The 24,354-nt window shown below is 39.4% G+C and carries 16 protein-coding genes and 3 tRNA genes; 6 read left to right on the plus strand and 13 right to left on the minus strand.

The window, feature by feature from the left end; genetic code table 11:
- Nucleotides 1–70: 70 nt before the first annotated feature.
- The 9 genes from D9K81_RS06120 to pyrC form a co-directional block, all read right to left on the minus strand.
- Entirely contained in the window at nucleotides 71–1,489 is a 1,419-nt protein-coding gene (locus tag D9K81_RS06120; RefSeq protein ID WP_120374410.1) for an amino acid permease, read from the minus strand.
- Nucleotides 1,490–1,603: 114 nt separating this feature from the next.
- Nucleotides 1,604–1,679: transfer RNA gene (locus D9K81_RS06125), tRNA-Glu, on the minus strand.
- Between the two features lie 263 nt (nucleotides 1,680–1,942).
- Nucleotides 1,943–3,370, minus strand: coding sequence for an amino acid permease (locus tag D9K81_RS06130; protein WP_120374411.1), 1,428 nt, complete (start codon nucleotides 3,368–3,370; stop codon nucleotides 1,943–1,945).
- Nucleotides 3,371–3,758: 388 nt separating this feature from the next.
- Complete coding sequence (locus D9K81_RS06135) at nucleotides 3,759–4,598, minus strand: hypothetical protein (protein ID WP_121523157.1); 840 nt, start codon at nucleotides 4,596–4,598, stop codon at nucleotides 3,759–3,761.
- 63 nt (nucleotides 4,599–4,661) lie between these two features.
- Entirely contained in the window at nucleotides 4,662–7,181 is a 2,520-nt protein-coding gene (locus D9K81_RS06140) for a TonB-dependent receptor plug domain-containing protein (protein WP_171406888.1), read from the minus strand.
- Between the two features lie 201 nt (nucleotides 7,182–7,382).
- Nucleotides 7,383–7,458, minus strand: a tRNA-Glu gene (locus tag D9K81_RS06145).
- Nucleotides 7,459–7,668: 210 nt separating this feature from the next.
- Complete coding sequence (locus tag D9K81_RS06150) at nucleotides 7,669–10,155, minus strand: TonB-dependent receptor plug domain-containing protein (RefSeq protein WP_227601944.1); 2,487 nt, start codon at nucleotides 10,153–10,155, stop codon at nucleotides 7,669–7,671.
- 280 nt (nucleotides 10,156–10,435) lie between these two features.
- Nucleotides 10,436–11,092, minus strand: coding sequence for a ribonuclease T (gene rnt / locus D9K81_RS06155; protein WP_120374415.1), 657 nt, complete (start codon nucleotides 11,090–11,092; stop codon nucleotides 10,436–10,438).
- Nucleotides 11,077–12,111 (minus strand): dihydroorotase, encoded by a 1,035-nt coding sequence (gene pyrC / locus D9K81_RS06160; protein WP_120374416.1) that lies wholly within the window; start codon nucleotides 12,109–12,111, stop codon nucleotides 11,077–11,079. Before pyrC ends, rnt begins: the two co-directional genes overlap by 16 nt.
- A 152-nt stretch (nucleotides 12,112–12,263) precedes the next feature.
- Between pyrC and D9K81_RS06165 the strand changes: the two genes are divergently transcribed.
- The gene (locus D9K81_RS06165) at nucleotides 12,264–13,526 is read left to right on the plus strand and encodes a GGDEF domain-containing protein (RefSeq protein ID WP_120374417.1); all 1,263 of its coding nucleotides are present in this window, start codon (nucleotides 12,264–12,266) and stop codon (nucleotides 13,524–13,526) included.
- A 110-nt stretch (nucleotides 13,527–13,636) separates the two neighbouring features.
- Here D9K81_RS06165 and argG read toward each other — a convergent pair whose 3' ends face one another.
- The gene (argG, locus tag D9K81_RS06170; protein WP_120374418.1) at nucleotides 13,637–14,977 is read right to left on the minus strand and encodes an argininosuccinate synthase; all 1,341 of its coding nucleotides are present in this window, start codon (nucleotides 14,975–14,977) and stop codon (nucleotides 13,637–13,639) included.
- 453 nt (nucleotides 14,978–15,430) lie between these two features.
- Between argG and D9K81_RS06175 the strand changes: the two genes are divergently transcribed.
- On the plus strand, nucleotides 15,431–16,723 hold the full coding sequence (locus D9K81_RS06175; RefSeq protein ID WP_120374419.1) for a hypothetical protein: 1,293 nt from the start codon (nucleotides 15,431–15,433) through the stop codon (nucleotides 16,721–16,723).
- Nucleotides 16,724–16,792: 69 nt separating this feature from the next.
- Here the strand turns inward: D9K81_RS06175 and D9K81_RS06180 are convergent, their stop codons facing one another.
- A complete protein-coding gene (locus D9K81_RS06180; RefSeq protein ID WP_120374420.1) occupies nucleotides 16,793–17,866 on the minus strand; it encodes an AraC family transcriptional regulator ligand-binding domain-containing protein in 1,074 nt (357 codons plus the stop codon).
- Nucleotides 17,867–17,972: 106 nt separating this feature from the next.
- Between D9K81_RS06180 and D9K81_RS06185 the strand changes: the two genes are divergently transcribed.
- The 4 genes from D9K81_RS06185 to D9K81_RS06205 all read left to right on the plus strand — a co-directional run bounded on the left by D9K81_RS06185 (nucleotide 17,973) and on the right by D9K81_RS06205 (nucleotide 21,839).
- Complete coding sequence (locus D9K81_RS06185; protein ID WP_120374421.1) at nucleotides 17,973–18,848, plus strand: metal-dependent hydrolase; 876 nt, start codon at nucleotides 17,973–17,975, stop codon at nucleotides 18,846–18,848.
- A 151-nt stretch (nucleotides 18,849–18,999) separates the two neighbouring features.
- The gene (locus D9K81_RS06190; RefSeq protein WP_120374422.1) at nucleotides 19,000–19,353 is read left to right on the plus strand and encodes a hypothetical protein; all 354 of its coding nucleotides are present in this window, start codon (nucleotides 19,000–19,002) and stop codon (nucleotides 19,351–19,353) included.
- Between the two features lie 273 nt (nucleotides 19,354–19,626).
- Nucleotides 19,627–21,660 carry an NADPH-dependent 2,4-dienoyl-CoA reductase gene (locus D9K81_RS06200; RefSeq protein WP_120374424.1) on the plus strand — a complete coding sequence of 678 codons (2,034 nt, stop codon included), beginning with the start codon at nucleotides 19,627–19,629 and terminating at the stop codon, nucleotides 21,658–21,660.
- Nucleotides 21,661–21,748: 88 nt separating this feature from the next.
- Nucleotides 21,749–21,839, plus strand: a tRNA-Ser gene (locus D9K81_RS06205).
- Between the two features lie 286 nt (nucleotides 21,840–22,125).
- Here the strand turns inward: D9K81_RS06205 and D9K81_RS06215 are convergent.
- Entirely contained in the window at nucleotides 22,126–22,989 is an 864-nt protein-coding gene (locus D9K81_RS06215) for a transporter (protein ID WP_120374426.1), read from the minus strand.
- Nucleotides 22,990–23,092: 103 nt separating this feature from the next.
- Nucleotides 23,093–24,274 (minus strand): serine hydrolase domain-containing protein, encoded by a 1,182-nt coding sequence (locus tag D9K81_RS06220; RefSeq protein ID WP_120374427.1) that lies wholly within the window; start codon nucleotides 24,272–24,274, stop codon nucleotides 23,093–23,095.
- Nucleotides 24,275–24,354: the final 80 nt, after the last annotated feature.

The raw sequence follows: 24,354 nt of genomic DNA on the forward strand, positions 1-24,354 counted from the left end.
TGAGTATAAATAAAAAAAGAGCAGCCTAGGCTGCTCTAATTTGCTGCTGAATTGTCAGCAATAAAAATACTTAAGATGCGTTTTTATTGTGATAAAACGCATAGTAGCTTGCATAGCATGTTGCAATAAATGTTAAACAGCCAAAAAAGCTGATTCGCATCGTTGGATCAAATACCATACTGATACAGGTAATAAAGCAGAAGACAAAACCTAAAATTGGCACGATTGGGAACAATGGTGCAGCAAAGCTAAGCTCTGATTTGCTATGACCATCTTTATACCATTGGCGACGGAAGTTGAGCTGACTTAAACAGATACTCATCCATACAACCACCATGGTAAAGGCAGCAATACCCAGTAAGTTAGTGAAAATCGCTTCAGGTGCAAATTGCTCAGAGAGTAAGCCAGGCATACCACCAATCATGGTTACAATAACCGCGACGTAAGGAATACCACGTGAATTAACTTTCGAAAATACAGCAGGCAATTGCTTGTTGTATGACAATGACCACATCATACGAGAAGCTGCAAATAAGCCAGAGTTGGCTGCTGATAATAGCGCAGTAATAATCACAAAGCGGATAACGTCTTCAGCGTATGGAATACCAATATGCTGGAATACCGTTACAAACGGTGAGCTACTTACGCCATTGTTGCCAAGGCCTGCTTCTTGATGTGGCAATAGACACGTCACCACAACAATTGTACCTACAAAGAAAATTAGCAAGCGGAAAATTGCTGTGTTAATGGCTTTAGGTACATTTTTAGCAGGATCTTTGGTTTCACCCGCAGCCACGCCAATCAATTCTGTACCAGAGAATGCGAAGTTCACAATCAACATCGTGGTAAAGATTGGGAATAGGCCTTCTGGGAACCAGCCTTGGGCGGTCAGGTTATTAAATAGCGGTGCTGTTTCTTGACCTTGGTAGCCAAGCACACCAAAAATAGCCAATAGACCGAGCAAAATAAATGCTACAACCGTAATCACTTTAACCAAAGCGAGCCAGAATTCAGATTCTGCAAACCATTTGGTTGAAATCATATTTAAAGTAAATACAAAAGCACCAAAGATTAGGGTCCACATCCACATAGAACTGTCTGGGAACCATTCCTGCATAAGCAGTGCTGCAGCAGTAAATTCTGTTCCAAGCGTGACCGACCAAGTAAGCCAATATAACCATGTGATGGTATAACCCGTGCCTGGTCCAATATAGCGTTTGGCATAAGCACCAAATGAGCCAGACTCAGGCATGTGTACAGCCAACTCGCCTAAGCAGAGCATGACCATATAGGCGATAATACCGCCTAAGAAATAAGAGATGATGGCACCTACAGGCCCCGTTTGTGCAATGACTTCACCCGACCCTAAAAATAGGCCTGTTCCGATTGCGCCACCAAGCGAAATCATGACCAGATGTCGAGTACTCATAGCGCGTTTTAAAGGCGCAGAATTGCCCTGATGCGAAGCATCATTCGGAGATGAGTGCATAGGAAGAGATTAAAATATCAAGAGAATGAAGCGAGCTATTGTAGTGAAAAACTACAAATCTGCAATGGAATAATAGTAATTTTGAATAAGTGCCGATCAGATGCGATCAAGATATGGCGTCCCTACGGGGATTCGAACCCCGGTTACCGCCGTGAAAGGGCGATGTCCTAGGCCTCTAGACGATAGGGACGTTGCGAGGTGATGCGTATATTAGGGATTTTTATTTTTAGTGTCAAACATGTAATAGCTAAAATATTAAACTTTTATGTTGATTGATTGAAAAATTAGCAATTCTAATAAAAATGAATTATTTTCAAACAAATATTTAAAATATGACAATGTGTTTGAAGATTTTAATATATAAAACTCAAAATAATATGAAGCAAGAAGGACTTGCCAAAATGAAAAGACGCAACTTAGAAGTTGCGTCCTTATTAATGAAAAAAGATTAAATTAATTTTTATTATGATATAACCAGTAATAACTTGCATAACAGGCAGCCATAAACAGCAGACAGCCAATAAAACCAGAAAGCATTTCAGGATCAGCAGCCATACTTAAACCTGTTGCGGTACAGCACACAAAACCAAGAATCGGCACCAATGGGAACCATGGCGTATGGAATTTAAGCTCAGAAACGCTATGCCCTTGCTTTAACCACTGACGGCGGAAGTTAAATTGGCTCCAGCAAATACTCATCCACACAATGACCATGGTAAAGGCTGCAACACCCATCAAGTTTTTAAAGATGACATCGGCACCGAATTGCTCTGAAAGTAAGCCAGGTAAACCGCCAATCATAGTGACCCAAATGGCAACTACAGGAACACCTGCTTTGTTCACTTTGGAAAATACACGTGGCAATTGTTTTTGAGCTGAAAGCGCCCACATCATGCGTGAAGCTGCGTATAAACCTGAATTTGCAGTGGAAAGTAATGCAGTAATAATGACGAATCGAATAATATCTTCAGCATAAGGAATGCCCATGTGCTGGAAGACGGATACAAAAGGACTGCTACTTAATCCACCGTGACCGCCAACGTTTAAGCCTGCATCTGTATACGTAAGTAATGAACTAATGACAACAATGGTACCCACAAAGAAAATAATCAAACGCCATACAGCGGCATGAATTGCTTTAGGTACATTTTTTTCAGGGTTTTCAGTTTCGCCTGCGGCAATACCAATCATTTCTGTACCATTAAAGGCAAAGTTTACAATCAATAAAGTTGCAAAGAGCGGAAATAAACCATTGGGTAGCCAGCCATGTTCAGTTAAGTTGTTAAACATGGGGGCTGAGCTATAACCATCAAATGGAATAAAGCCAAAAATACATGAAAAGCCCAGTAAGATGAACACCAGCACGGTTGCAACTTTCACCATTGAAAGCCAAAACTCAGATTCAGCAAAAGCACGTGTTGAACTTAAGTTGGAAATGAGTACACCTGCCGCGAAGATCAACGTCCAGAGCCAAATGGAGGTTTGTGGAAACCACTCTTGGACTAAGATCGCGGCCGCGGTAAATTCTGTACCTAAAGTCGCTGACCAGCCCAGCCAGTACATCCAAGACACCATATAGCCTGTACCCGGGCCAATATAGTTAGTCGCAAAAGCACCGAATGAACCTGAAACAGGGAGGTGCACAGCCAATTCACCTAAACACAGCATGACCATGTAGGCAATGAGACCGCCAATAATGTAGGCCAATACAGCACCTAACGGGCCAGCTTGAGAAATAACTTCACCAGAGCCCATGAACAAGCCTGTACCAATTGCGCCACCAAGCGAAAGCATAATCAGATGGCGCGTGGTCATTGCGCGTTTTAAGGAAGGTGAATCCCCACTTGCAGAGGTCTGCGTAGAATCAGAAGGAGTTGACATACAATAACTTAGATTTGAAAAAGATATTTTATATTTTCATTGTGTGAAAATTCACATATATCGTTATTTTCAAATAAAAGCTGAAAGTAGATTTATAAAATAGATACCTTCGCAATCACTTACGTGATTGCAAAAAGCAGGTAAAACCTAAATCTATTGTTGATTCTGAGAATGTGGAGTTTGCTGTTGAGGTGATGTTGTTGCAGATGGACTGCTGTTAGAAACAAAATATATGTACAGAGCTGCTGGAAATAAAATAAGCAGAACCAATAAAATTTTCTTAAGCATATTGAGTACAATTGAATAATGTACCGAAATTATAAATCAAAAGGATTTGAATATCAGTGTGAAAGTTAAATTCACACTGACATTAATTGAGCATCTCTAGCTATGGTTTTACTTGCTGGAGTAATTGGTAGAGTTCAGGGTTTTTCATTGCTATTTTTCTTTCTTCTAGCAATGTGTAGGTGGCAGCATTTGGTGAAATCCCCGCTTTTAAAAGTTTATTCACAAGGCTAACAGATGGATTGCGGCCACTGAGATTACTATTAATTAAATTTTCAGTGTTGCCTGAATAGCCAATCCCAATGCTGAGCAAATAATCTGAGACCTCTTCAAGCCCCCGTGAAACAGCATCTGACTGCAAATTAAATTTTTCCTCATAAGGACCAAGCTTATATGCACCGTGAGTTTGAAGAATATTTTCGTCCTGAAGGAGTTTAAGCTTTTCAATAATTTCTGCTTGATCAACTTGACCGTTGGCATCTTTTAATTGGGTATTAATACTCATAAAAGATATTTTACCGGTTACTGGCGTACAGTTCACAGCAAATAAACGCTTAGTCTGTTCTACATTCGTACCGTATAAGGCTAGTTCACAAAGTTTCTTTTTTTCAGCATCAGTCATTTTGCTATTGGCAATTGTACCGTTTTCAAAATCACGAACGATGGATTCCCAACCATCCTTATACGCTGTTTTGTAGTAACGCAGTGCTTCATCACTGGTTTTTTTTGCTTTTACAGAAGCTGGGTTTTCTAACGACTGATTATTCTTAGCCTGAGCATTTTGCTCATGTGAGTCATTTGAAGTCATTGGTTTGTGTTGTTCTGCAACGGATTTATCAGCTTGTTGTTGCGGTGTCTGAGAGTTTGGCTCTGGTTTTAAAAAATAGACCAATAAGCCAATACCCAATATGCACAGTCCAACCAATACAATTATTTTATTCATTTGTTTTTAAGTCTATTTTAAAATGAATCAAGAGCGTTTTAGACGCTCTTGATAGGATGGTGATTAAAATTTATAGGTCACGTCAGCGATAAAGCGACGCCCTTCTTCTGAATAAAGCTTGCCATTATCTGTGGCGTTTTTATTGTGCTTGTTGAATAGATTTGAAACCGTCAAGCCGAAGGTCATACTTTGTTGTGGTGTGATTTTCCAGTCATAGGTCGCACGAGTATCCCATGTAAACTTGCTAGAAAAATCTTGTTCTTCCATGACTGAAATATTTTCGCCATTCCACGACACTTTATCACCTGTTGCAACATAATTTGTTGAAGCAGAGCGGAAGTTTAAGAAGTTATGCAATGTAAATGGCAATGCTGTACCTTTCATTTCCCAGTTTAAGCGTGCTGTAAATGGCGCATCTTTAACGGGAAGCTGACTTTTAGGAACAATAGAACCATTTAAAGACACATAAGCGTTACGGGAATCCGAGTCCATATCTTTATATGAACCGCGGGTAGTTTCGTTGTCGATATAGCTTAAGCCAAGCCCTAGTTTGTGCTGTGTTTGTCCAATTTCCCAAGGGTTAATATTGCTCATGCTGAACGTATAAGTATCAGCATGACCGCCATCGACATTGCTATAGGTACGATAATCTAATGCTTCTGTGCCAGCCGCTGTGGTTTTATAGATACGGGTTTCTTCAATGCGGTCTTCAAATTGGCGGTTTACCCATTTTAGATTTAAATCTAAATTTTTGATTTGACTACTGATCGCAAAAACTTTTTCATCGCTGTACGGTGTTTTTACATCTGTAGCACGTACTGCGGCTGCTTGTGAGTTTGGATAAGTTGTCACCCAACCGTAATTGTTACTTTCATCCCAGCTATTTTGATAGGTCGCTAAACGAGATAAATTTGCATAGGTTGTATAGGCCTTTTCGTCTAGCTCAGTCATTAGGAAGACATTGCCATAATAACGGTTAAAGCCCGCTGTAAATTTAAGTGACTCATTTGAAAATGGTAGATACTCAAATGTCGAACGCGGTGCGATATTGAGATTCGATGCTAAAGAGTCGTAATCTGCACGTAAACCTAGGCGCGCACGGAAATTATTCCAACTGATATCATCTTCAGCAAATACATGCCATTGGTCTTGGCGCGCTGTGAATTTGCCTGCATTATAAAATGTGCCTGAGCGCGAATACTGACCTGACCATGATTCCCACGGTTTAGTTGAACTTGCACGGTATTGTAAGTCTGCTTCATCACATTGAGCATCGCCTACGGCACATGATGCCGTACCTAAATCTGCACGTGTGGTGTATACAGACATCGAGTCGGGGCGTTCCCATGATCCTTCATTATGCTGATAGCCAGCACCTGTCTTAAAGCGGTGTGTGGTATTAGCTAACTTAATCGGATCGAAAATGGCTTTTAAGTCATAAGATAGGGTCGACTGTTGGTTAATGATGTTGCCACCAAAACCACCGTCAGTCAGGGTATCGCCATCTTTTGAATTTGGAAGCCAATCTTTTGAACCCGCAGCATAGTTCCAAATTGTCGAAGTATTACTTTTTAAACGTCGGTCTAATTCAGTTGTACGATAGTTTAAATTTTGTTCAAGCTGAAAACCATTGAATTTATTTTTGGCATTAAAAAACAGTGTGTCGGTAATCGTGTCTATGGTGTAATCAGAGTTGATCTTGTTTTTGTAATAGCCTTCTTTGTCATATTCATAATGTTCAATACCAAATTGATAGGCTTGCTGATCATTTGGGTTGAAGTAGGCAGTGAAACCTGCATTATTATTGATTTCTTCGGTTTTAATTTTATCATTTTCAGCTAAGCCACTCATCACAGGAATACGTGAACCGCGCGTAGCACCAAAGGCGTTAAAGCTCCATTCCTCATTTAAGCGACCGTAAACATTGGCGCTAATACCTTGAGTGGTGTATTCCTTATGATGGTCAGTATCTTGATCTTCAAAATCAGCTTCTTCAGCGTCATCTACATAATTAAAGCGAGACCAATCAGAATTGGTGTAATCATAGCTAATTGAGCCGTGCAATTTGCCAATTTCAGATTTTGGCGCACAGGTTTTAGCCGTAATTACACCCCCCTGAAAATCACCATGCTCTGCGCTAGCATTACTGTCAATAACTTCAAGTTCGCAAATCAAGTCGGTATTAATGTTGGCTGTTTGAGAGTTACTCGGTGCACCGTAGTAGTTAGAATCTGCACTTTCACCTACGGGGTCAAAGGTATTTGAGGTATTTACACCATTGACGGTAAATTTATTGGCAAAATTGGGTGCGCCGTTAATGGAAATTTTTTCTGGAGCCAAAGAAGCTTGATTACCACTACTATAAGCATCACGATCAAATTGTACGTTAGTGTGCGTTTTTAAAAAGTCACTGATACTTTTTTTGCCATTCGGCATATCTTTGAGTTGTTCTTGATTATATTTCGCTGTGCCAACCTCTTTATGCTGATCTGCTTCAACCACAATGGTATTCATTTGAATTTCGATGGGTGAAGGACTGGTTTCAGCGGCAAATATTTGTGCAGATGGAAGTGCGGTAAACATTGCAATATAAAGGGGAGAGTGACAAAAGCGCATAGAGGGAAATGGGTTGAAACGTAATGCAAGCGATTATCATTAACTTTATGTAATTAATCAATATAAATGAGAATTATTTTCAATTTAAAAAAACGATGTCAGTAATATAAAAAAACAATCAGTAAATTTAAAAATGTATATAAGTAGAAATTTTTATAGGAAAAGATATGGCGTCCCTACGGGGATTCGAACCCCGGTTACCGCCGTGAAAGGGCGATGTCCTAGGCCTCTAGACGATAGGGACATTGTGAGGTAGAGCGAATACTAGAGAGATTTCCGATAAAAGTCAAAATAATTTCTTTATTTAACAATGCAAATGCTTTTTTCTTAGACACTAATGGATTGAGTTCAGCGTTCGAAAAGAGAATTCATCTTTAAACACTTTATATGATGCTGTTTGGTTGTGGTAAAAAAGAAGATGAAGAATATTTATATATTCTTCATCTTAAGGATTTTAGAACTTAAAGGTCACATCTGCCACAAATTGGCGTCCGATTTCAGAATACAACTTAGAGCCTGAAACGTATAGATTATTTCGATTGGTTAAGTTGTTAATAGTCAATCCAAAGATCGCTGAGTAGTCTTTTGCTATTTTCCATTCATAACTGGTACGCATATCCCAGCTAAAACGTGGCTTAACGTCTTGAATCACATAAGTATCAAGTTTTGCGCCGTCATGAATGACTTTATCACTTGAGCTAAGAACTTGCTCATAAGTGTCTTTATAGCTAAAAAAGTTAGAAATCGTGATTGGAAGACGATCAAAATGCATGTCCCATTTTACCCGTGCAGTAATAGGCTGATTAAAGTTAGAAGCAGGGCGGTCGGCATAGTGAATAATTTTGCCATTAAAGGATACCAACTCCTCCATGTTTGCTTCGGTATAGTCCTCTGTATAGTCAGGTGTGCCACGGAAGCTTTGGCTATAATTTACAGCTAAGCCTAATTGATGTTGAGAGCCCATAAATTTAAGAGGTTCAACGGTATTAATACCTAAGGTCACTGTGTCATTTTTACCATAACCACTGTTGGCATACTCAAATGAGCGATTAAAGCCACCCCCCACGGAAATATTGCTTCGGTCACGTGAGATTTCATCTTTGTACTGTCGGTTTACCCATTTCAGTGCAATATTCGTGTTTTTATACTGGCTAGCTACGCCTAAAATTAGTTCATCTGCATAAGGTGTTTTCAAGTCAGATTTACGTGTTGCATTTGTATTGTAGTTTTGTTTTTCAGTCCATGCCGAATTTTGATCCTCACGAGAGATGCTAAGGTCTAAGTCCATCAATGCCTGACTTAAGTCGGTAGCATAGGTTGGTGCACTATAATACCGGTTCCAGCCTGCGGTTAACTCCATAGTTTCATTGTGAAAGGGCAGATAACTGAAACGGGTTCGAGGTGCAATGTTCAGTTGGTTATTTGACTCATCATAATCTGCACGAACACCAAAGCGCGCTTTGACATTTTTCCAATGGATATCATCTTCAGCATATATATAGGCTTGCTGATAGGTCTTTTTGAATGTACCTGCTTTATACAAGGATCCCTTTCTAAAATATTGTCCGTTAAAGATGGTTGGTACTTTAGAACTAGTGAATACACCTGTAGTTGCCTCATCGCAGAGCCAATCATCGGCTTGACATTGTCCACCATTCAGATCAAACAGGTTTTGAGTATTACCAGAAGTGACGCCGTAAAAAGTCATATAGTCATTTAGTCGTTCCCATTTAACATCATTGCGGTGATAGCCTAAACCAAGGCTAAAATGATGTGCAGTTGAGCCGAAGTTAATTGTGTTAAATACGCTGTCTAATTCATAGTTAAAAGTATGTTGTGCAAATTCGATACTTGCCGATGGAGAACCTTCCATTGCTTTGGCAGTGGGGTTAGACCAATTTTTGGAGTCAGGGGCATATAGCCAATTAATCCCGTAGTTTTTATCAGCCAAACGAGCATTATCAATTTGTTGATAGTTGATTTTTTGTGTGACCTTAACAGCATCATAAGTTTTACTATGCTGGCCAAAAATTAAGGCTGATTCATTATTGGTATTACTGTGTGAATTAACACGATTTTCTGCATAGTTATTGTCTTCTAAATTGCCTAAAGTTACACCAAACTTCATTGAAGTGAGTGGGTCTGGGTCGTAAAAATAAGTGCCACCTAAGTTTTGATTGATCTTTTTCTGATTTATTGTTTTTGGACTGTCTAAACCACTAAGTACCTCAATATCAGATTGGCGATGTGAGGCAAACAGATTAATACCAGAGTGTTCTGACAGCTTACTATAAATATTAGTACTCACTCCTTGGCGAGCATATTCCTTTTGGTTGCCTTGTGAGGATTCACCATCAAAAAGGCCTTTGTCGGCATCTGTCTTTAGGTGGTAGGAAACCCAGTCACTACTGGTGTAGTCATAGGAAATTGTGCCATGAATTTTGCCAATTTCAGACCGTGGTGTGCAAGTGTCTGCACTAATAACACCGCCCGTAAAACCACCATGTTTAGCACTGACATTACTGTCTAATACTTCTAAGTTACATAATAAGTCAGTATTAATTGCAACGCCTTGAGAACCTGCATTAATACCACCGTAGATCCCCGAACCTGTGCCAACAGGGTCTAAAATATTGGTGTTACTTACACCATTAATAATAAATTTGTTTTGAAATGATTGCGCGCCATGTATCGAAATTTCTGCTGGCTTTAAATCGGCTTGTGAGCTGGCAGCAAGATGATCATTACTAAACTGAACATTTGGATTAACTTTTAAAAAATCAGTGATATTTTTAGAGCTATTAGGTGTGCGTTGTAGATCTTGCTGAGAATAGCTCGTTTTGCCAATTTCTGGTGCTGCTTTTGCCTGTATTACGATGGTTGATAACTTTAAATATTCATCATCAGAGATGGCGTCGCTTTGTTGATTTGTTTCAGCCAAAAGATTTGAGCTTAGTATGCTGAGTACAGCAAGCGTTAAAGTAGAAGGAGCAAATCGCATAGCAAAAATTAGTAATTGAAAACAAAAATGATTATCATTACATATTTGCTTGAGATCAATGCAACTGAGAACTATTTACAATAATAAAATGCAAATTTGGTTTAAAAAACAAACAAATAGGTCATTGGAGGCAGAAAATAGCGTCCCTGCGCAGGAGGGGCTTAAAATTTATAAGCTAATTTTAAGTCGGGCAGGGACGTATAGAAGGCGCGGAAGCTTATTATTCCGCTACCAATGTGTCGAGCAAATGTGGACCGAGTTTATTTAGAATAAAGCAGAACAATTCAGCGGTTTTTTGTGTGTCATACAGTGCAGAATGTGCTTCTTTACCGTCAAATTCGATACCTGCTTGAATGCATGATTTTGCCAAAACAGTTTGACCGAACATAACAGCACTTAGAGTCACTGTGTCAAACACAGAAAAACTATGAAATGGATTTTGATTTTTAGTGCCAGTACGTGCAATCGCTGCTTGCACAAAGCCTAAGTCAAAATGCGCATTATGGCCAACCAGTACAGCGTGGGTACAATTTTGTTTACGGCGTACTTCATTGACTGCTTTAAAAATCCGTTTAATCGCAGTTTTTTCGTCTTCAGCCATGGCCATACGCATTGGGTTAAATGGATCGATACCAATAAAGTCCAATGATCTGCGGTCTAAGTTTGCACCTTCAAAGGGGTTGATATGCGCGTGGTGCGCTTCACCCGGTACAAATTTGCCTTCTGCATCATACACAATGGGTATAGCTGCAATTTCCAGTAAGGCATCAGTCTGTGCATTAAAGCCTGCAGTTTCGACATCGACAACAACAGGCAAAAATCCACGGAAACGCTGACCAATTACTGGTAGAGTTTCATCAGTCACACTTTTCTCCATTGGATGGTTTTACCCGCATACAACGGAATAATTTTTTCACCATCCAAATAGTCAAAACTTTCAGGGATCACTTGATCTTCTTTTACCAATGTAATGGTATTGGTATTACGTGGCAGGCCATAGAAGTCTGCACCAAAATGGCTAGCAAAGCCTTCTAAGCGGTCAATTTTGCCGACTTGATCAAATGCTTGAGCGTACAGCTCAATTGCGGTAGGAGCACTATAACATCCTGCACAGCCACATGCATTTTCTTTAGCATCTTTTGAGTGTGGTGCGCTATCTGTACCTAAGAAGAACTTAGGATTGCCACTCGTCGCAACTTCCAGGAGGGTTTGCTGATGCGTTTGACGTTTTAAAATAGGTAAGCAGTAGAAATGAGGCTTAATCCCACCCACAAGCATGTCATTACGGTTAAATAATAAATGTTGTGGCGTAATGGTTGCAGCCACATTACGGTCTTGTTCAAGTACAAAGTTGGCTGCTTCACTTGTCGTGATGTGTTCCAATACTAATTTGAGTTTCGGGAACTGTTTTAAAAGTGGAGACAGTACTTCATCTAAAAAGCGCTTTTCACGGTCAAAGATGTCGACGTGATTATGTGTTACTTCACCGTGGAGCAGTAAAGGAACTTGATGTTCTTCCATCTGCTCAATCACGCCGTACACTTTAGAAATGTCGCTTACGCCACTGTCAGAGTTTGTGGTTGCGCCAGCAGGATAAAGCTTAATGGCATTAACAAATTCTGAATCTTTAATTTTTTTCACTTCAGCTGGTGAAGTATTGTTCGTAAAGTACAACACCATACGCGGGTCAAAGTGAACGCCTTCAGGAACATGCGCCATGATACGTTCGCGGTATGCATTGGCTTCTTCTACAGTTTTAACGGGTGGAACTAGGTTTGGCATACAAATCGCGCGAGAAAACTGTTGCGCTAAATCTGGAACTGTTCGTTTTAAGGCTAAACCATCACGTAAATGCGCGTGCCAATCATCTGGCTGGAGAAGAGTAATCGTATTCAAGGCGAATTCAAACTTGGAAATAAAACAGATGATAATGCAAAAAGTGTGAAAATGGTAACGAGAATTAAAGACAAATGGTGTGATTTTTATAAATAAAATGACAATTCTGTGTTATTTTGACATGAATAAAAAAACAACATGTATGCTTGGAAATGGAATACAAGTATCACCTTGCAAAGTTGCAATATGACAAAGAAAAAGTTGAAGAGCTGATTGCACAGCAAGGCAGTGGTATTGGACGCGTGTTCCCAAAAAGAATGGAACATGAATTTTGGCAAAAAAACCTAGAACGGGCCCGTAAGCACATTGAAAGAAACTTATGGTCTGGGGTTTTGGTGTACTTTTTATTTATTGTAGTGATGGTACCCACAGATTATTGGATTGTCGATCCGAATTATTTTAAGCATGATTTTACCCAATGTTTACTGGGTTTATTAAATGGTGCGCTTAGTCTGTTAACTCTTTATTTTTTTTCTTCGCAAGAGAAATTAAAACCCTATTTTAAAATAGCTTCGATGCTGGTGTTCTTTTGGACAATTGTCTCAATGTCTTGGCTGACTTTTACAGTTCAAACGGAAGACTTAAAGCATCAGGCTTTAGTTATTATTAGTGTTATTTATATTTTAGCCTATATTTTAACGGGTATACGACCGTTGCACATGCTTGCCATTGGTGTGTTGGCCGCAATCTGTTCTGTGGTTATTTTGGTGCTGACCATAGAAGTGAATATTTTGTTGTTAGCGCGTGTGCTGGTTGGGGCGAGCTTTTTAGGTTTTGTTATTAGTCACATGATCTTTGCACGTGAGCGGATGATCTACCTATATACCGCACGTGCTAAAATTAGTGAACAAATTCATCGAATCCATAACACAGAGCTTTTACATTTGAGTCAGCACGATGAACTGACACAGATATCCAACCGTCGTACTTTCGATGAAATGCTACATAACTTTTATACGCAGTCACGAGTGGATGAATCACCGCTTGCTGTACTGTTTATTGATGTCGACCATTTTAAAAACTATAACGACTTTTACGGGCATCAAAAGGGCGATGATGTCATTTCAGCAATTGCACAAAATATTAAAAATGCCATTCGTCACATGGACTTTGTTGCACGCTATGGTGGTGAAGAGTTTGTGGTATTGTTACCTGAAACAGATGCGCATGGTGCTTATGCTGTGGCTTCAAATATTTATAAAGCCATTGATCGACTCGAAATTCCACATGAAAAATCACTGGTTTCAAACCGAATTACAATCAGTTTGGGTATTACCGTATACCGCGGTGAAGATATAAACCAAGACGATCTTTTAAGTATTGCAGACCAAGCGCTTTACCGTGCGAAGCAACTTGGGCGTAACCAAATTTATTATCAGTCTATCCGTTCAGTCACACTGACATCTTCCTTATAGTGCACATGGTTATAAGCCAAATTATTCATCTAAAAATGAACTGTAGATAAGCTTAAAACACAAATAAAAAAACCGCGCTTTAAGCGCGGTTTTTTAGACTCAACTAAAGCTTAGTTTTTGTCTTTAAGTTGTGGAACAGCAGAAGCTGTACCTACTGCAAGTAAACCTGCACCAGTGTAGATACCTAATTTTGCACGAGTATCAGTGATGTCAAGGTTACGCATAGTCAATTGACCGATACGATCTGCAGGAGAGAACATAGAATCACCTTTTTCCATAGTCAAGCGTTCAGCTTCGTATGTCAGGTTTTCAGATTCAGTGTTCATGATTGTGTAGTCATTACCACGGCGAAGTTCTAAAGTCACAGTACCAGTGATTGCTTTAGCAACCCAACGCTGTGCAGTTTCACGAAGCATAAGCGCTTGGGAATCGAACCAACGGCCTTGGTAAAGAAGACGACCTAAACGTAAACCGTTAATGCGATATTGTTCGATTGTATCTTCGTTATGAATACCAGTTACAAGGCGTTCGTAAGCGATGTGAAGAAGCGCCATACCCGGAGCTTCATAGATACCACGAGATTTAGCTTCGATAATACGGTTTTCGATTTGATCTGACATACCAAGACCGTGACGGCCACCGATACGGTTTGCTTCTAGAATAAATTCTACTGGATCTTCAATACGTTTGCCGTTGATTGCAACAGGGAAACCTTCTTCAAAAGTAATTGATACTTCTTCAGGAGCAATTTCAACGTCTTCTTTCCAGAACGCAACGCCCATGATTGGATCAACAATTTTGATACCAGCATTTAGATATTCAAGATCTTTTGCTTCGTGCGTAGCACCTAGCATATTTGAGTCAGTTGAATATGCTTTTTCTTTTGACATTTTATAGTCAAAACCATTGTCGATCAGGAACTGTGACATTTCTGCACGGCCACCTAGTTCGTCAATGAAAGTTTGGTCTAGCCAAGGCTTATAAATTTTAAGCGCAGGGTTAGTCAATAAACCATAACGGTAGAAACGTTCAATATCGTTGCCTTTGTAAGTAGAGCCGTCACCCCAAATGTTAACGTCATCTTCTTTCATCGCTGTAACAAGCATAGTACCTGTTACTGCACGGCCTAGTGGAGTTGTGTTGAAGTAAGGAACACCACCAGTAGAGATGTGGAATGCGCCACATTGAATTGCTGCAATACCTTCTAATGCAAGCTGCAAACGGCAGTCGATTAAACGTGCTTTAACAGCGCCGTAAGCTTCAGCTTTACGTGGAATCGCGTCATAGTCGTCTTCATCAGGCTGACCCAAGTTTGCTGTGTAAGCATAAGGCTCTGCGCCTTTTTGCTTCATCCACAAAAGAGCAGCTGAAGTATCTAGACCACCAGAAAAGGCAATACCAACTTTTTTGCCAACTGGGACATTCTGCAAGATAGTTGCATTATCAGTCATTGTTAATCCTAACGATATTAATATAGGCACCTAGAGTGGGTGGCCCGAGAGAATACATATTTCTTTGATTGTAGCACTTTTAGCGCTAAATTTTTTCAAAAAAAATTATGCTCAAAAAAATTAATAGATTAAAACTGAGAAGTTAATCGAATAAATAGAATAAATATTAAAAAGGATGATGAAAATTGCTTAGATCTTAAGCTTTTTATTATGCAAACATGGAATATTCGTTTTTACTCAATAATTATCGCATTGTTAAGATGTTTAAAATTGGTGCTTGAAACTCATTCTGTTTTAACTTTATTTCTATCGATGAAATCAATTTTTAATTCAACATCCTTGTGCTAAATTGTTGTAATACTGCTCATTAAACTATTTGAGCATAGTTGAATAACTCCATTTTTCAGGCAGATCATGGCTCAAAAAATATAACAATTTGGAAAATTTCATTTCATGGCAACTGGAAAATTATCTTTACAAGAAAAAAAGGCAGAAAAGCGCACTAAGTTTATGCAACTTATTGCTGATGCAAAAACACCGAAAGACTGGCAAAAAATTGCCAATAAAAAAAATAATTTTTGGTCTGTAGAATTAATTGAAGACTATAAAAACCTATGGGATTGGTTTGCTTTAAGTCAAAACTCTTCAGTTAAACTCACCACTGAAATGCTTGAACAGTTTCAGCAATATTGGCACTGGGGCGTACTTTCCAGAAGAGAGGATTTAAAGTGGGAGGTTGAGTGGCTTGAGCAATTTCAGCACCATTGGAATTGGTCGAATTTATCATGGAATGATTCACTTCCTTGGACAATGGAATTGATTGATCGATATCAGGACTGCTGGAATTGGCAAGGTATATCACATAGACGAAAAATGTTGTGGGATGTCGCGTTTATTGAAAAATATATGTCTAAATGGTCTTGGTCGGGTTTATCTCGATTTAGCATGCTACATCCGAAGTTGCTTGAAACATATAGCGAGCAGTGGGATTGGCAAATTCTATGTGAAAATCAATCTGATGTATGGACTGCCGAGCTTCTACAACAATTTAAAGACAAATTGAATTGGTCTACGCTTTCAAAATTTGATTATTCGAATCAAAAGGTTGAATGGTCTGCAAAAATAGTTGAGCAGTTTAAAGATCAATGGAATTGGACAGAGTTATCTAAAAATCCAAGCTTACCGTGGTCACTTGAGTTTGTAGAACAGTATGCAGATGTATTGGACTGGGCTTCATTATCACAAAATTATAATTTGCCTTGGTCAATTGAATTTATAGCGCAATATAAAAACAAGTGGGATTGGTCAAAGCTCTCGAAAGCGAATTTACCGTGGTCTGAAGCACTCATTGCAACCTTTTCAGAGCATTGGGATTGGTCAGTATTATCCAAGAACTGGCTGTTGCCTTGGTCAACCGATTTTATTGCCTATTTTAAGGATTATTGGGATTGGTCTGCATTGATCAGTAACATTAAGCTACCTTGGTCAATTGAATTTATCGCAGACTATCAAGACCGCTGGGATTGGGAACAGCTGTCTAGAGGGTGCCATATCGAATGGACTATCGAACTTATTGAGCGATTTGAGTCATATTGGAAGTGGCGCGTTCTTTCTAGTGCTGCTTTGCCGTGGTCAAAAGAACTCTTATATAAATATGAAGGGCAGTGGGATATTTCACTATTAAAACGCCAAAACAAACGTGTGATTGATCGCTGGCTCACGGAAGTCGGAGTATATGAAAAGTAAGTCTGCATTTGCCTTATAGATACTCAAGTCAGGAAATCTAGCTTTGCATCTATATGTTTTTAGCATTGACTAAAAATCAAGATCTTGATGGTGTGTAGTTAGGACAAATTTGCTACCCGATTGAGCTGAAACCATAGCATATTGCCCTAATGAATGGCCGAAGTTTTTCTTAAAGGCACGTCCTAATGATGATTGATCGGCGTAGCCTAAATGCAAGGCCAGATCAGTGAAAGTCATTTGCTGTTGTTGAAGTAGTTGTAGGCAAACCTGCATTCGCAGTTGCTCTATGAGCTGACGATAAATCAGATTTTCCATAGCTAATTTGCGTTGTAAGCTTCGGACAGAGAGATGAAAGCGTTGTGCTAATTGCTGAAGATTGGGTAAGGGCAAACCTTGTTTTAAAAGCGGTAAAAGTAAGGCCTCAATCTGCTGTTTCAATGTGAGTTGAGTAGAATTTTGCTGTGCAAGATATTGCTCTGCCTGTTGACTCAGTAAGTCAATTAAAGTTTGGTCTGGCTGTGCCAAGGCAGTATTTAGGCTGGTCTGTGCATAGACAAAGGCATAATGAGGGCTATTGAAAATAACAGGACAGTTGAAGATACTTTGGTAATACTTTATGGGCATCTGTGGTGCATGAGCAACTTCGATGCGTAAGTAGTGGGCATCAGGCTGAGGCACATATTGTTGAATCATGCGATGAATTGAAAATAAATTAATTTCATTTAAGGCAGTGCATTCGGCTTGCCAACGTGGCCAAGTCAGCATCGCCTCACGAGTGTTATGTGCTAAGTGAATACTCGTTTCGGGCTGTGACTCAATGATTAAACTGCCATATTTTTCAATATATTGTGTCGCTTCAAATAAATTTTCAGCATGTGATGAAATATAGCCCACTAAGCCAAAATGTTTCAGCTCTAAGTTCTGTGCAATATCCCAATATAAAGTATCGGACATTTTGGCGCTTTCCACATCGTGCAACATGGCGTTGAAATTTGTTAGTGGTGCTTTATTTAAAGGTTTTTGCTGAGCGAGTTGTTCGAGCTGTGCTTGATGGGCAGAGCTCAAAACATCGAGTCGATTCTGCCTATGCAAATAACGTTGTAGCAACTGAAAATAGGCATGAGAAATATAAATATTGTTCATTTTTTAATAATTTTGGCATCTCAAGTATAAAATATGGCTTTTGGCGTTGAGATGTAAAGCAGTTTTTCAATGAATATAAAGTCATTAAAACAATGAGCATATTTCAATGAATGCAAATATACATTTTAAGGTCGACCCTGTAGTGCGTAAAAATCTCGATTTCGCTTTAGATAATATTGGGCGACATTGGTTTGGCAATGATCCGTTTAAATCGCGCTTTTTTGATTCGGTGAGTTTACTTTTTCCAGATGGTGAGCGTTATTTTATTGAGTCAGTACGTGGTTTTCGGGAACGTATAGAAGACCCTAAATTACAAGAAGATGTTAAACATTTTATTCAGCAAGAAGCGCAGCACAGTATTGCACATAGCAAAATGAATGATGTGTTGGAATCTCATGGCTTACCCGTAACTCAGATCACGGCTGAGGCCAATGAAATCTTTTTGTGGATGACTCGAAACTTTTCACCGCGATTTAATTTGGCGCTGACCGCAGCTTTTGAGCATCTTACCGCGCTTATGGCTGAGAGTTTTTTTGGTGATAAAAAAGATTTTGCGGAGGCTGATCCTTATGTACGTGCATTGTTGGCTTGGCATGCTATTGAGGAAATGGAACATCGCGACGTGGCTTTCGATGTGATGAAAACGGTCGGCGATGTGCCAGAACTCATGCGTAAATTGGCATTGCCAGCTGCGGTATTGCACATGTTTGGGATCGGCTTAATTCGCACCAATGAATTGCTTCGTTACGATGGATATTCTCGCCGTGAGCGAGCACAGATGTTTATGCAAGGTTTACCTTGGTTTATGGGAGCTAAAGGGCTTTTACCAAAAATGAATCGTCAATTTATGTCATGGTTTAAGCGTGATTTTCACCCGAGTCAGCATCCTGTGATTGCTCAATACGATGTATGGCTTAAAGTTTTGGCAGAAACTCAAGATCCGATTCAAGCTGGTGAGGCATTTTGGCAAGCTGGGCGCTAGATATTTGTTAGATTTTAAAGTGGTCTGTAGTCTTCAGCTCAGACTGCTTTTTTTATATTTAATAAACATTTATAGCGTGTTATGCTCAGTTTGGTTTATATGTTTATGTGTCCTAATTAAAGACAGGAAAATTACCTATTGGGGATAATGAATGCTTAACAACAAATTGCCACCACTTTATCCGCATTTAAAAACTAAAAATGAAACATTAAGTTTAATTCATGGTATTTATGCAGGCCTTTTGAGCTGTGCATTGGCTGTTGTGCTGTATTTGGAGTATCAGCAAAATACCATGACAGTAGTAGAACTTAGCGTATTATGTGGTGGCATTGGGCTATTGATTGCACTAAATATTGTGGCGTGTGTTCAGGTAAAGAAAGGTGAAAATCAGGGGCTTATTCTGTCTCGTATTTTAGCTGTACTCATGCTTTTGAGCTTTCCTATTGGTACAGTACTTGGTGCTTTTGCATTGTGGAAAAGTTTAAAATCTCAGTGGGATATTTAACTCATATTTTAATTAAACTGAAATTAATCTTTAATGAAATTTGGTTATTGTATTGATACACAACATGAAAATAAGTGGGCTAAAGCGATTTTCTTGTAATAAAAAATGAAATTGATCTTGCATTTGATGTGGATTTAAATTGAAGATATAAAAGAATAAATTGACTTTATTGACAGTTTCTACTGATAAAAAAATAAAAATGCCATAAACAAAAATTAAAAACGATTTAAAGTAGTATGCAACAAGTTGCAAAGCCCATTATAAGGATTCGCCATGACAACTAGCTATGCAAATATATTGAAGCCACTGCATTTAGGATTTACCACTATTAAAAACCGTGTGGTTATGGGTTCTATGCATACAGGGCTTGAAGACCGTTTTTATAATTATCCTAAATTAGCAGCTTACTTTGGTGAGCGCGCCAAAGGTGGGGTTGGACTGATTATTACGGGTGGTATTTCACCTAACCGTTCGGGATGGTTGTTACCTGCTGGTGGTACAATGAATACCTTAGGTGATATTGCGCCACATCGTTTGGTTACACATGCTGTGCATAAACATGGCGCAAAAATACTGATGCAAATTTTGCATGCAGGGCGTTATGGTTATCAGCCATTTGTAGTGTCGGCAAGTCCAATCAAATCACCCATTTCACCATTCAAACCGCGTCAAATGAGTGAAAAACAAATTTTAGATACTATTCAGGACTATGCACATACCGCAGGCCTTGCACAAAAGGCCGGCTATGATGGTGTGGAAATTATGGGTTCAGAAGGGTATTTGCTGAATCAATTTTTAAGTCGCCACGTGAACCAACGTCAGGATCAGTGGGGCGGTGATATTGAAAACCGTATGCGCTTTGCTGTGCAAATTGTGAAAGCGATTCGTGCACAAGCAGGTGAAAAGTTTATTATTTGCTTCCGTTTGTCATTGTTAGATTTGGTGCATGACGGCAACACTATGCAAGAAGTCATTACGGTGGCGAAGGCCTTAGAAGAAGCAGGCATAACACTATTGAATACAGGGATTGGTTGGCATGAAGCCCGTATTCCAACTATTGTGACTTCTGTGCCTCGCGCGGCATTTGTAGACTACACCGCAGAAGTGAAAAAGCATGTGTCTGTGCCAGTAATTGCATCTAACCGCATTAATATGCCAGAAACTGCCGAAGAAATATTGGCTGCTGGTAAAGCTGATATGGTGCAAATGGCCCGCCCTTTATTGGCCGATCCATTTTGGGTAAATAAAACTGCGACCAATCGTGTTGATGAAATTAATACGTGTATTGCCTGTAACCAAGCGTGTTTGGATCATACCTTTAAAAACCAGCGTGCGACTTGCTTAGTAAACCCACGAGCAGCTTATGAGACAGAATTGGTTTATGTGAAAACCAAGAAAGTTAAACGTATCGCAGTGGTAGGTGGTGGCGTGGCTGGTATGTCAGCAGCAACGGTTGCAGCCAGCCGAGGCCATCAAGTCACTTTGTTTGAAGCGAGCAGTGAAGTCGGCGGTCAATTTAACTTAGCTAAAGTAGTACCTGGTAAAGAAGAATTTCACGAAACGATTCGCTATTTTAAAGTGCAAATTGAAAAAACTGGCGTGGATTTACGTTTAAACACTAAAGTAAACCGCGAACAGCTTGAACGTGAAGGCTTTGAAGAAGTGATTGTGGCAACAGGTGTTGTGCCACGTGCTTTAAAAATTGAAGGCAGTGATGCACCTCAAGTCTTATCGTATGCTGAAGTCCTGCGTGGAGCACCTGTCGGTGACCGTGTGGCTGTGATTGGGGCAGGGGGTATTGGTTTTGACGTTTCAGAGTATTTACTGAAACCACCACATCAGAAACAGCCACAGCCTTTAAATGAATGGCAACGTGAATGGGGCGTTGATCCGAATGTAAATTATGTATCTGAAGGGGGGATGCAACCAGCAGAGGTTCATCCACCTGTACGTGAAATTTACTTGTTACAACGTAAAACTACGCCATTGGGTGCAGGCTTGGGCAAAACATCTGGTTGGGTTCATCGTGCTCAGTTAAAAAAACATGCTGTACGTATGCTACGCGGTGTGCAATATAAAGCGGTAACCAATGAAGGCTTATGGATTGAAACAGCTGGGCATGATCAGTTGTTGCGCGTAGATACGGTTGTGGTATGTGCAGGGCAGGAATCCGTAAAAGATATTATGCCTCAGTCTACAGAACATACGCTTGCGAATTATCATATTATTGGTGGTGCGAAATTGGCGGCTGAGTTAGATGCGAAGCGTGCAATTCGCGAAGGTGCCGAATTGGCTGCCAGCTTATAATGTTTTTGGTGAAACAATATTCATTTGAATGGTTTAACTGAATTTTTTACTTGTCATCATGGGGAAATCTCCGTATGATGGCGCACATGGAAGCGTGGCAGAGCGGTTTAATGCACCGGTCTTGAAAACCGACGAGGGCTTATACCCCTCCGTGAGTTCGAATCTCACCGCTTCCGCCAAATTTTGAATTAAGCCCTTGTTTTCGCAAGGGCTTTTTTCTTACCTATGCTTTTGTCCCACATAAAAACCCACATAAAATTTTGGATTGGAATATACCGAAATAGACTTTATTGGATAAAGATTGTGGGGGAGTCTAATGAGTTTCTAATAAGAAGGGCTGAAAATAAACTGACAGACACAATAAAAAATAGTTTAATCCTCTGGATTCTTTTAATTCAGACTTCAGGTAAACTTAAGTTAAATTGAATGGTTGATACTAGCAAAAAGCTAGTATCATTTTTGATATTAAAATACTTTCATAAGTCTAAGGTTGATACGATTGTCCTCTTTAAAACCATTTTCCACCTTGAGATCACGACCATAATTTAAAATAACCTGTGTTGTTGCTGTGGGTGAAATTCCAGTACCAATCCAAAATTTAGTTTGTTTATTTGAATCTGTCGTTACACCATCTTGTTTTGTATCTCCAGCATCACTGTATGAGAATCCAGCACGCAAATCAGCAATATCAGTTAAACGATATCTGGCATTAGTTTGAACTTGAAAGCCTAAATCTTGTTTTAAGCTTCCATTTATAACATCATCATTCTTACCATAAATTGTAAAATCTCCAGCGATATCCCAGTTTAGACGATCTATAAGCTGGGTTGTATAAGCCCCTTGAACAGTTAGTTTGACTCTATTCTCACCGAGATTCAAATCATCATATTTTGAATATTTTCCTGTTGGCAAATAGAGATAGGGGGTAATACCAAATGTCGATTTTGTATCTTTATCATGATAAATAAAGAAAGTATTTGCTAAAATAATATCGCCTAAACCACTGCTACTTCCTAAAGAAGCGATATCTTTTCCAGCATCTAGACGTCCAAATGGCACTAGAATTTGAGGTGCGATGTGAAGCCCAGCAACATCCATATAGTGTACATAACGTGCAATACCAATATCGGATTTAAGTTCAACGTTATCTGATACTCGATTATTTCCATTATAAAGCGAATCTCTGGAAGCATGTTGGTAGTAGAGCATAGCTAAATTTGTACCACTAGGTGCATAGTCATAATCACCAGCATCTAGATCGACAGCATATACATTTTGTAGAAATAATAATCCAAGAAAGCCGGTTGCCAACGTGTGTATTTTTTTCATAACAGTTCCTTGTCGGACACCAAAATTATGATGTTATTGACTGAGTAAATTCAATTAGCATGATGACCTAAGCCAGATTTTGGCTTAGGAATAATTTGAATTTTTAATGGGTTAGAGAATTGACCGCTTTCTCAAAAGAAAGGAATCCGTTATAGGCTGTAGGATCAACAAATGGGAGTGTCTGAGTTGCCCAATACCCGCCGATGTTATTTTTGATATCAATCCAATAATAGAGATTTGCTAAACCACACCAGCCGATAGTACCTGCTGGACGTCCTGAGTCAGTCACTTGTTCATTGACCATAAAACCAAGTGTCCAGCCTTTTTCAGCTTCAGGATAGATATTGACGTCATTGGACAAAGTAGGAATCGAGCCTGGTAAATTTTTCATGGCAATATCTGCCAAGCCATTATTAAGAGCCAGTTCAAGAGTGCTTTCTTGTAGTAAACGGTGACCGTTGACTTCGCCACGATTTAGCCAAAGACGAATAAATTTTAAATAATCACAGACAGTAGAATAAAGACCATGCCCACCCATATGTACTTCTGGCTCTTGTGGCAATATGAAATCAGGGTCGGCAATTAGGCTGCCATCTGCTTGACGATGGTGCATACTCGCACGACGTTCAAGCATAGAGGATGTTAAGGTAAATGCAGTGTCATTCATTTCTAAAGGGTTAAAAATTTGTTCCTGCATGAGTTGACCAAGGCGTTTGCCCCCAACTTTTTCTGTGACTAATCCTGCCCAATCGATGTTTGAACCGTATTCCCATTGTGTTCCTGGTTCAAACAATAAAGGCGTTTTTAAAGATGCTTTTGATGAAGTGATGACACTTGGATAACCATGTTCAGAAGTTAGCTTCTGATACTCAGGATTAAAAAAATCATAACCCATACCAGCTGTATGTAATAACAGCATTCGAGTAGTTACATCTATTTTCGGGGCTTGAAGAATTGGTTTTCCTTGAGTATCAAAGCCATGAAGAACCTGAAGTTGACCGATTTCAGGAATATACTCTTTAGCAGGGGCGTCTAAATCAAGTAGTCCTTTTTCGTATTGTTGCAAAGCCACAGTCGTTGTAATTGCTTTCGTTGTTGAAAAAATTGCGAATACACTGTCATCCGTCATTGCCGTATGTGTTGAAATATCCCGCTCACCTGCATGATTTAAATACAGGGTTTCATCTCTATTTGTAACCCCTGCTACAACTCCTGCAACAGGATGAATGCTGTTAACAACCTGATCTAAGATAGGATCGAGAATTTGCTGTAATTGCTGTTTCATGAAGAAACACTCCATTCCATTTGAGTTATTACTTAATTGATGTCATATGACAACATCTTTAGTCTAAAAAGGAATGTTTC

Origin of the sequence: Acinetobacter chengduensis (assembly GCF_003664645.1) — a bacterium.
Classification (GTDB): Bacteria; Pseudomonadota; Gammaproteobacteria; order Pseudomonadales; family Moraxellaceae; genus Acinetobacter; species Acinetobacter chengduensis.

What these genes read in the sequence shown, in the direction of transcription:
- D9K81_RS06120 (WP_120374410.1), bottom strand. Translation starts at nt 1,489, where the DNA reads ATGCACTCATCTCCGAATGATGCTTCGCATCAGGGCAATTCTGCGCCT.
- D9K81_RS06220 (WP_120374427.1), bottom strand. Translation starts at nt 24,274, where the DNA reads ATGAAACAGCAATTACAGCAAATTCTCGATCCTATCTTAGATCAGGTT.
- D9K81_RS06180 (WP_120374420.1), bottom strand. Translation starts at nt 17,866, where the DNA reads ATGAACAATATTTATATTTCTCATGCCTATTTTCAGTTGCTACAACGT.
- argG (WP_120374418.1), bottom strand. Translation starts at nt 14,977, where the DNA reads ATGACTGATAATGCAACTATCTTGCAGAATGTCCCAGTTGGCAAAAAA.
- D9K81_RS06200 (WP_120374424.1), top strand. Translation starts at nt 19,627, where the DNA reads ATGACAACTAGCTATGCAAATATATTGAAGCCACTGCATTTAGGATTT.
- D9K81_RS06135 (WP_121523157.1), bottom strand. Translation starts at nt 4,598, where the DNA reads ATGAATAAAATAATTGTATTGGTTGGACTGTGCATATTGGGTATTGGC.
- D9K81_RS06140 (WP_171406888.1), bottom strand. Translation starts at nt 7,181, where the DNA reads ATGTTTACCGCACTTCCATCTGCACAAATATTTGCCGCTGAAACCAGT.
- D9K81_RS06175 (WP_120374419.1), top strand. Translation starts at nt 15,431, where the DNA reads ATGGCAACTGGAAAATTATCTTTACAAGAAAAAAAGGCAGAAAAGCGC.
- D9K81_RS06185 (WP_120374421.1), top strand. Translation starts at nt 17,973, where the DNA reads ATGAATGCAAATATACATTTTAAGGTCGACCCTGTAGTGCGTAAAAAT.
- D9K81_RS06190 (WP_120374422.1), top strand. Translation starts at nt 19,000, where the DNA reads ATGCTTAACAACAAATTGCCACCACTTTATCCGCATTTAAAAACTAAA.
- D9K81_RS06165 (WP_120374417.1), top strand. Translation starts at nt 12,264, where the DNA reads ATGGAATACAAGTATCACCTTGCAAAGTTGCAATATGACAAAGAAAAA.
- D9K81_RS06130 (WP_120374411.1), bottom strand. Translation starts at nt 3,370, where the DNA reads ATGTCAACTCCTTCTGATTCTACGCAGACCTCTGCAAGTGGGGATTCA.
- rnt (WP_120374415.1), bottom strand. Translation starts at nt 11,092, where the DNA reads ATGGAGAAAAGTGTGACTGATGAAACTCTACCAGTAATTGGTCAGCGT.
- D9K81_RS06215 (WP_120374426.1), bottom strand. Translation starts at nt 22,989, where the DNA reads ATGAAAAAAATACACACGTTGGCAACCGGCTTTCTTGGATTATTATTT.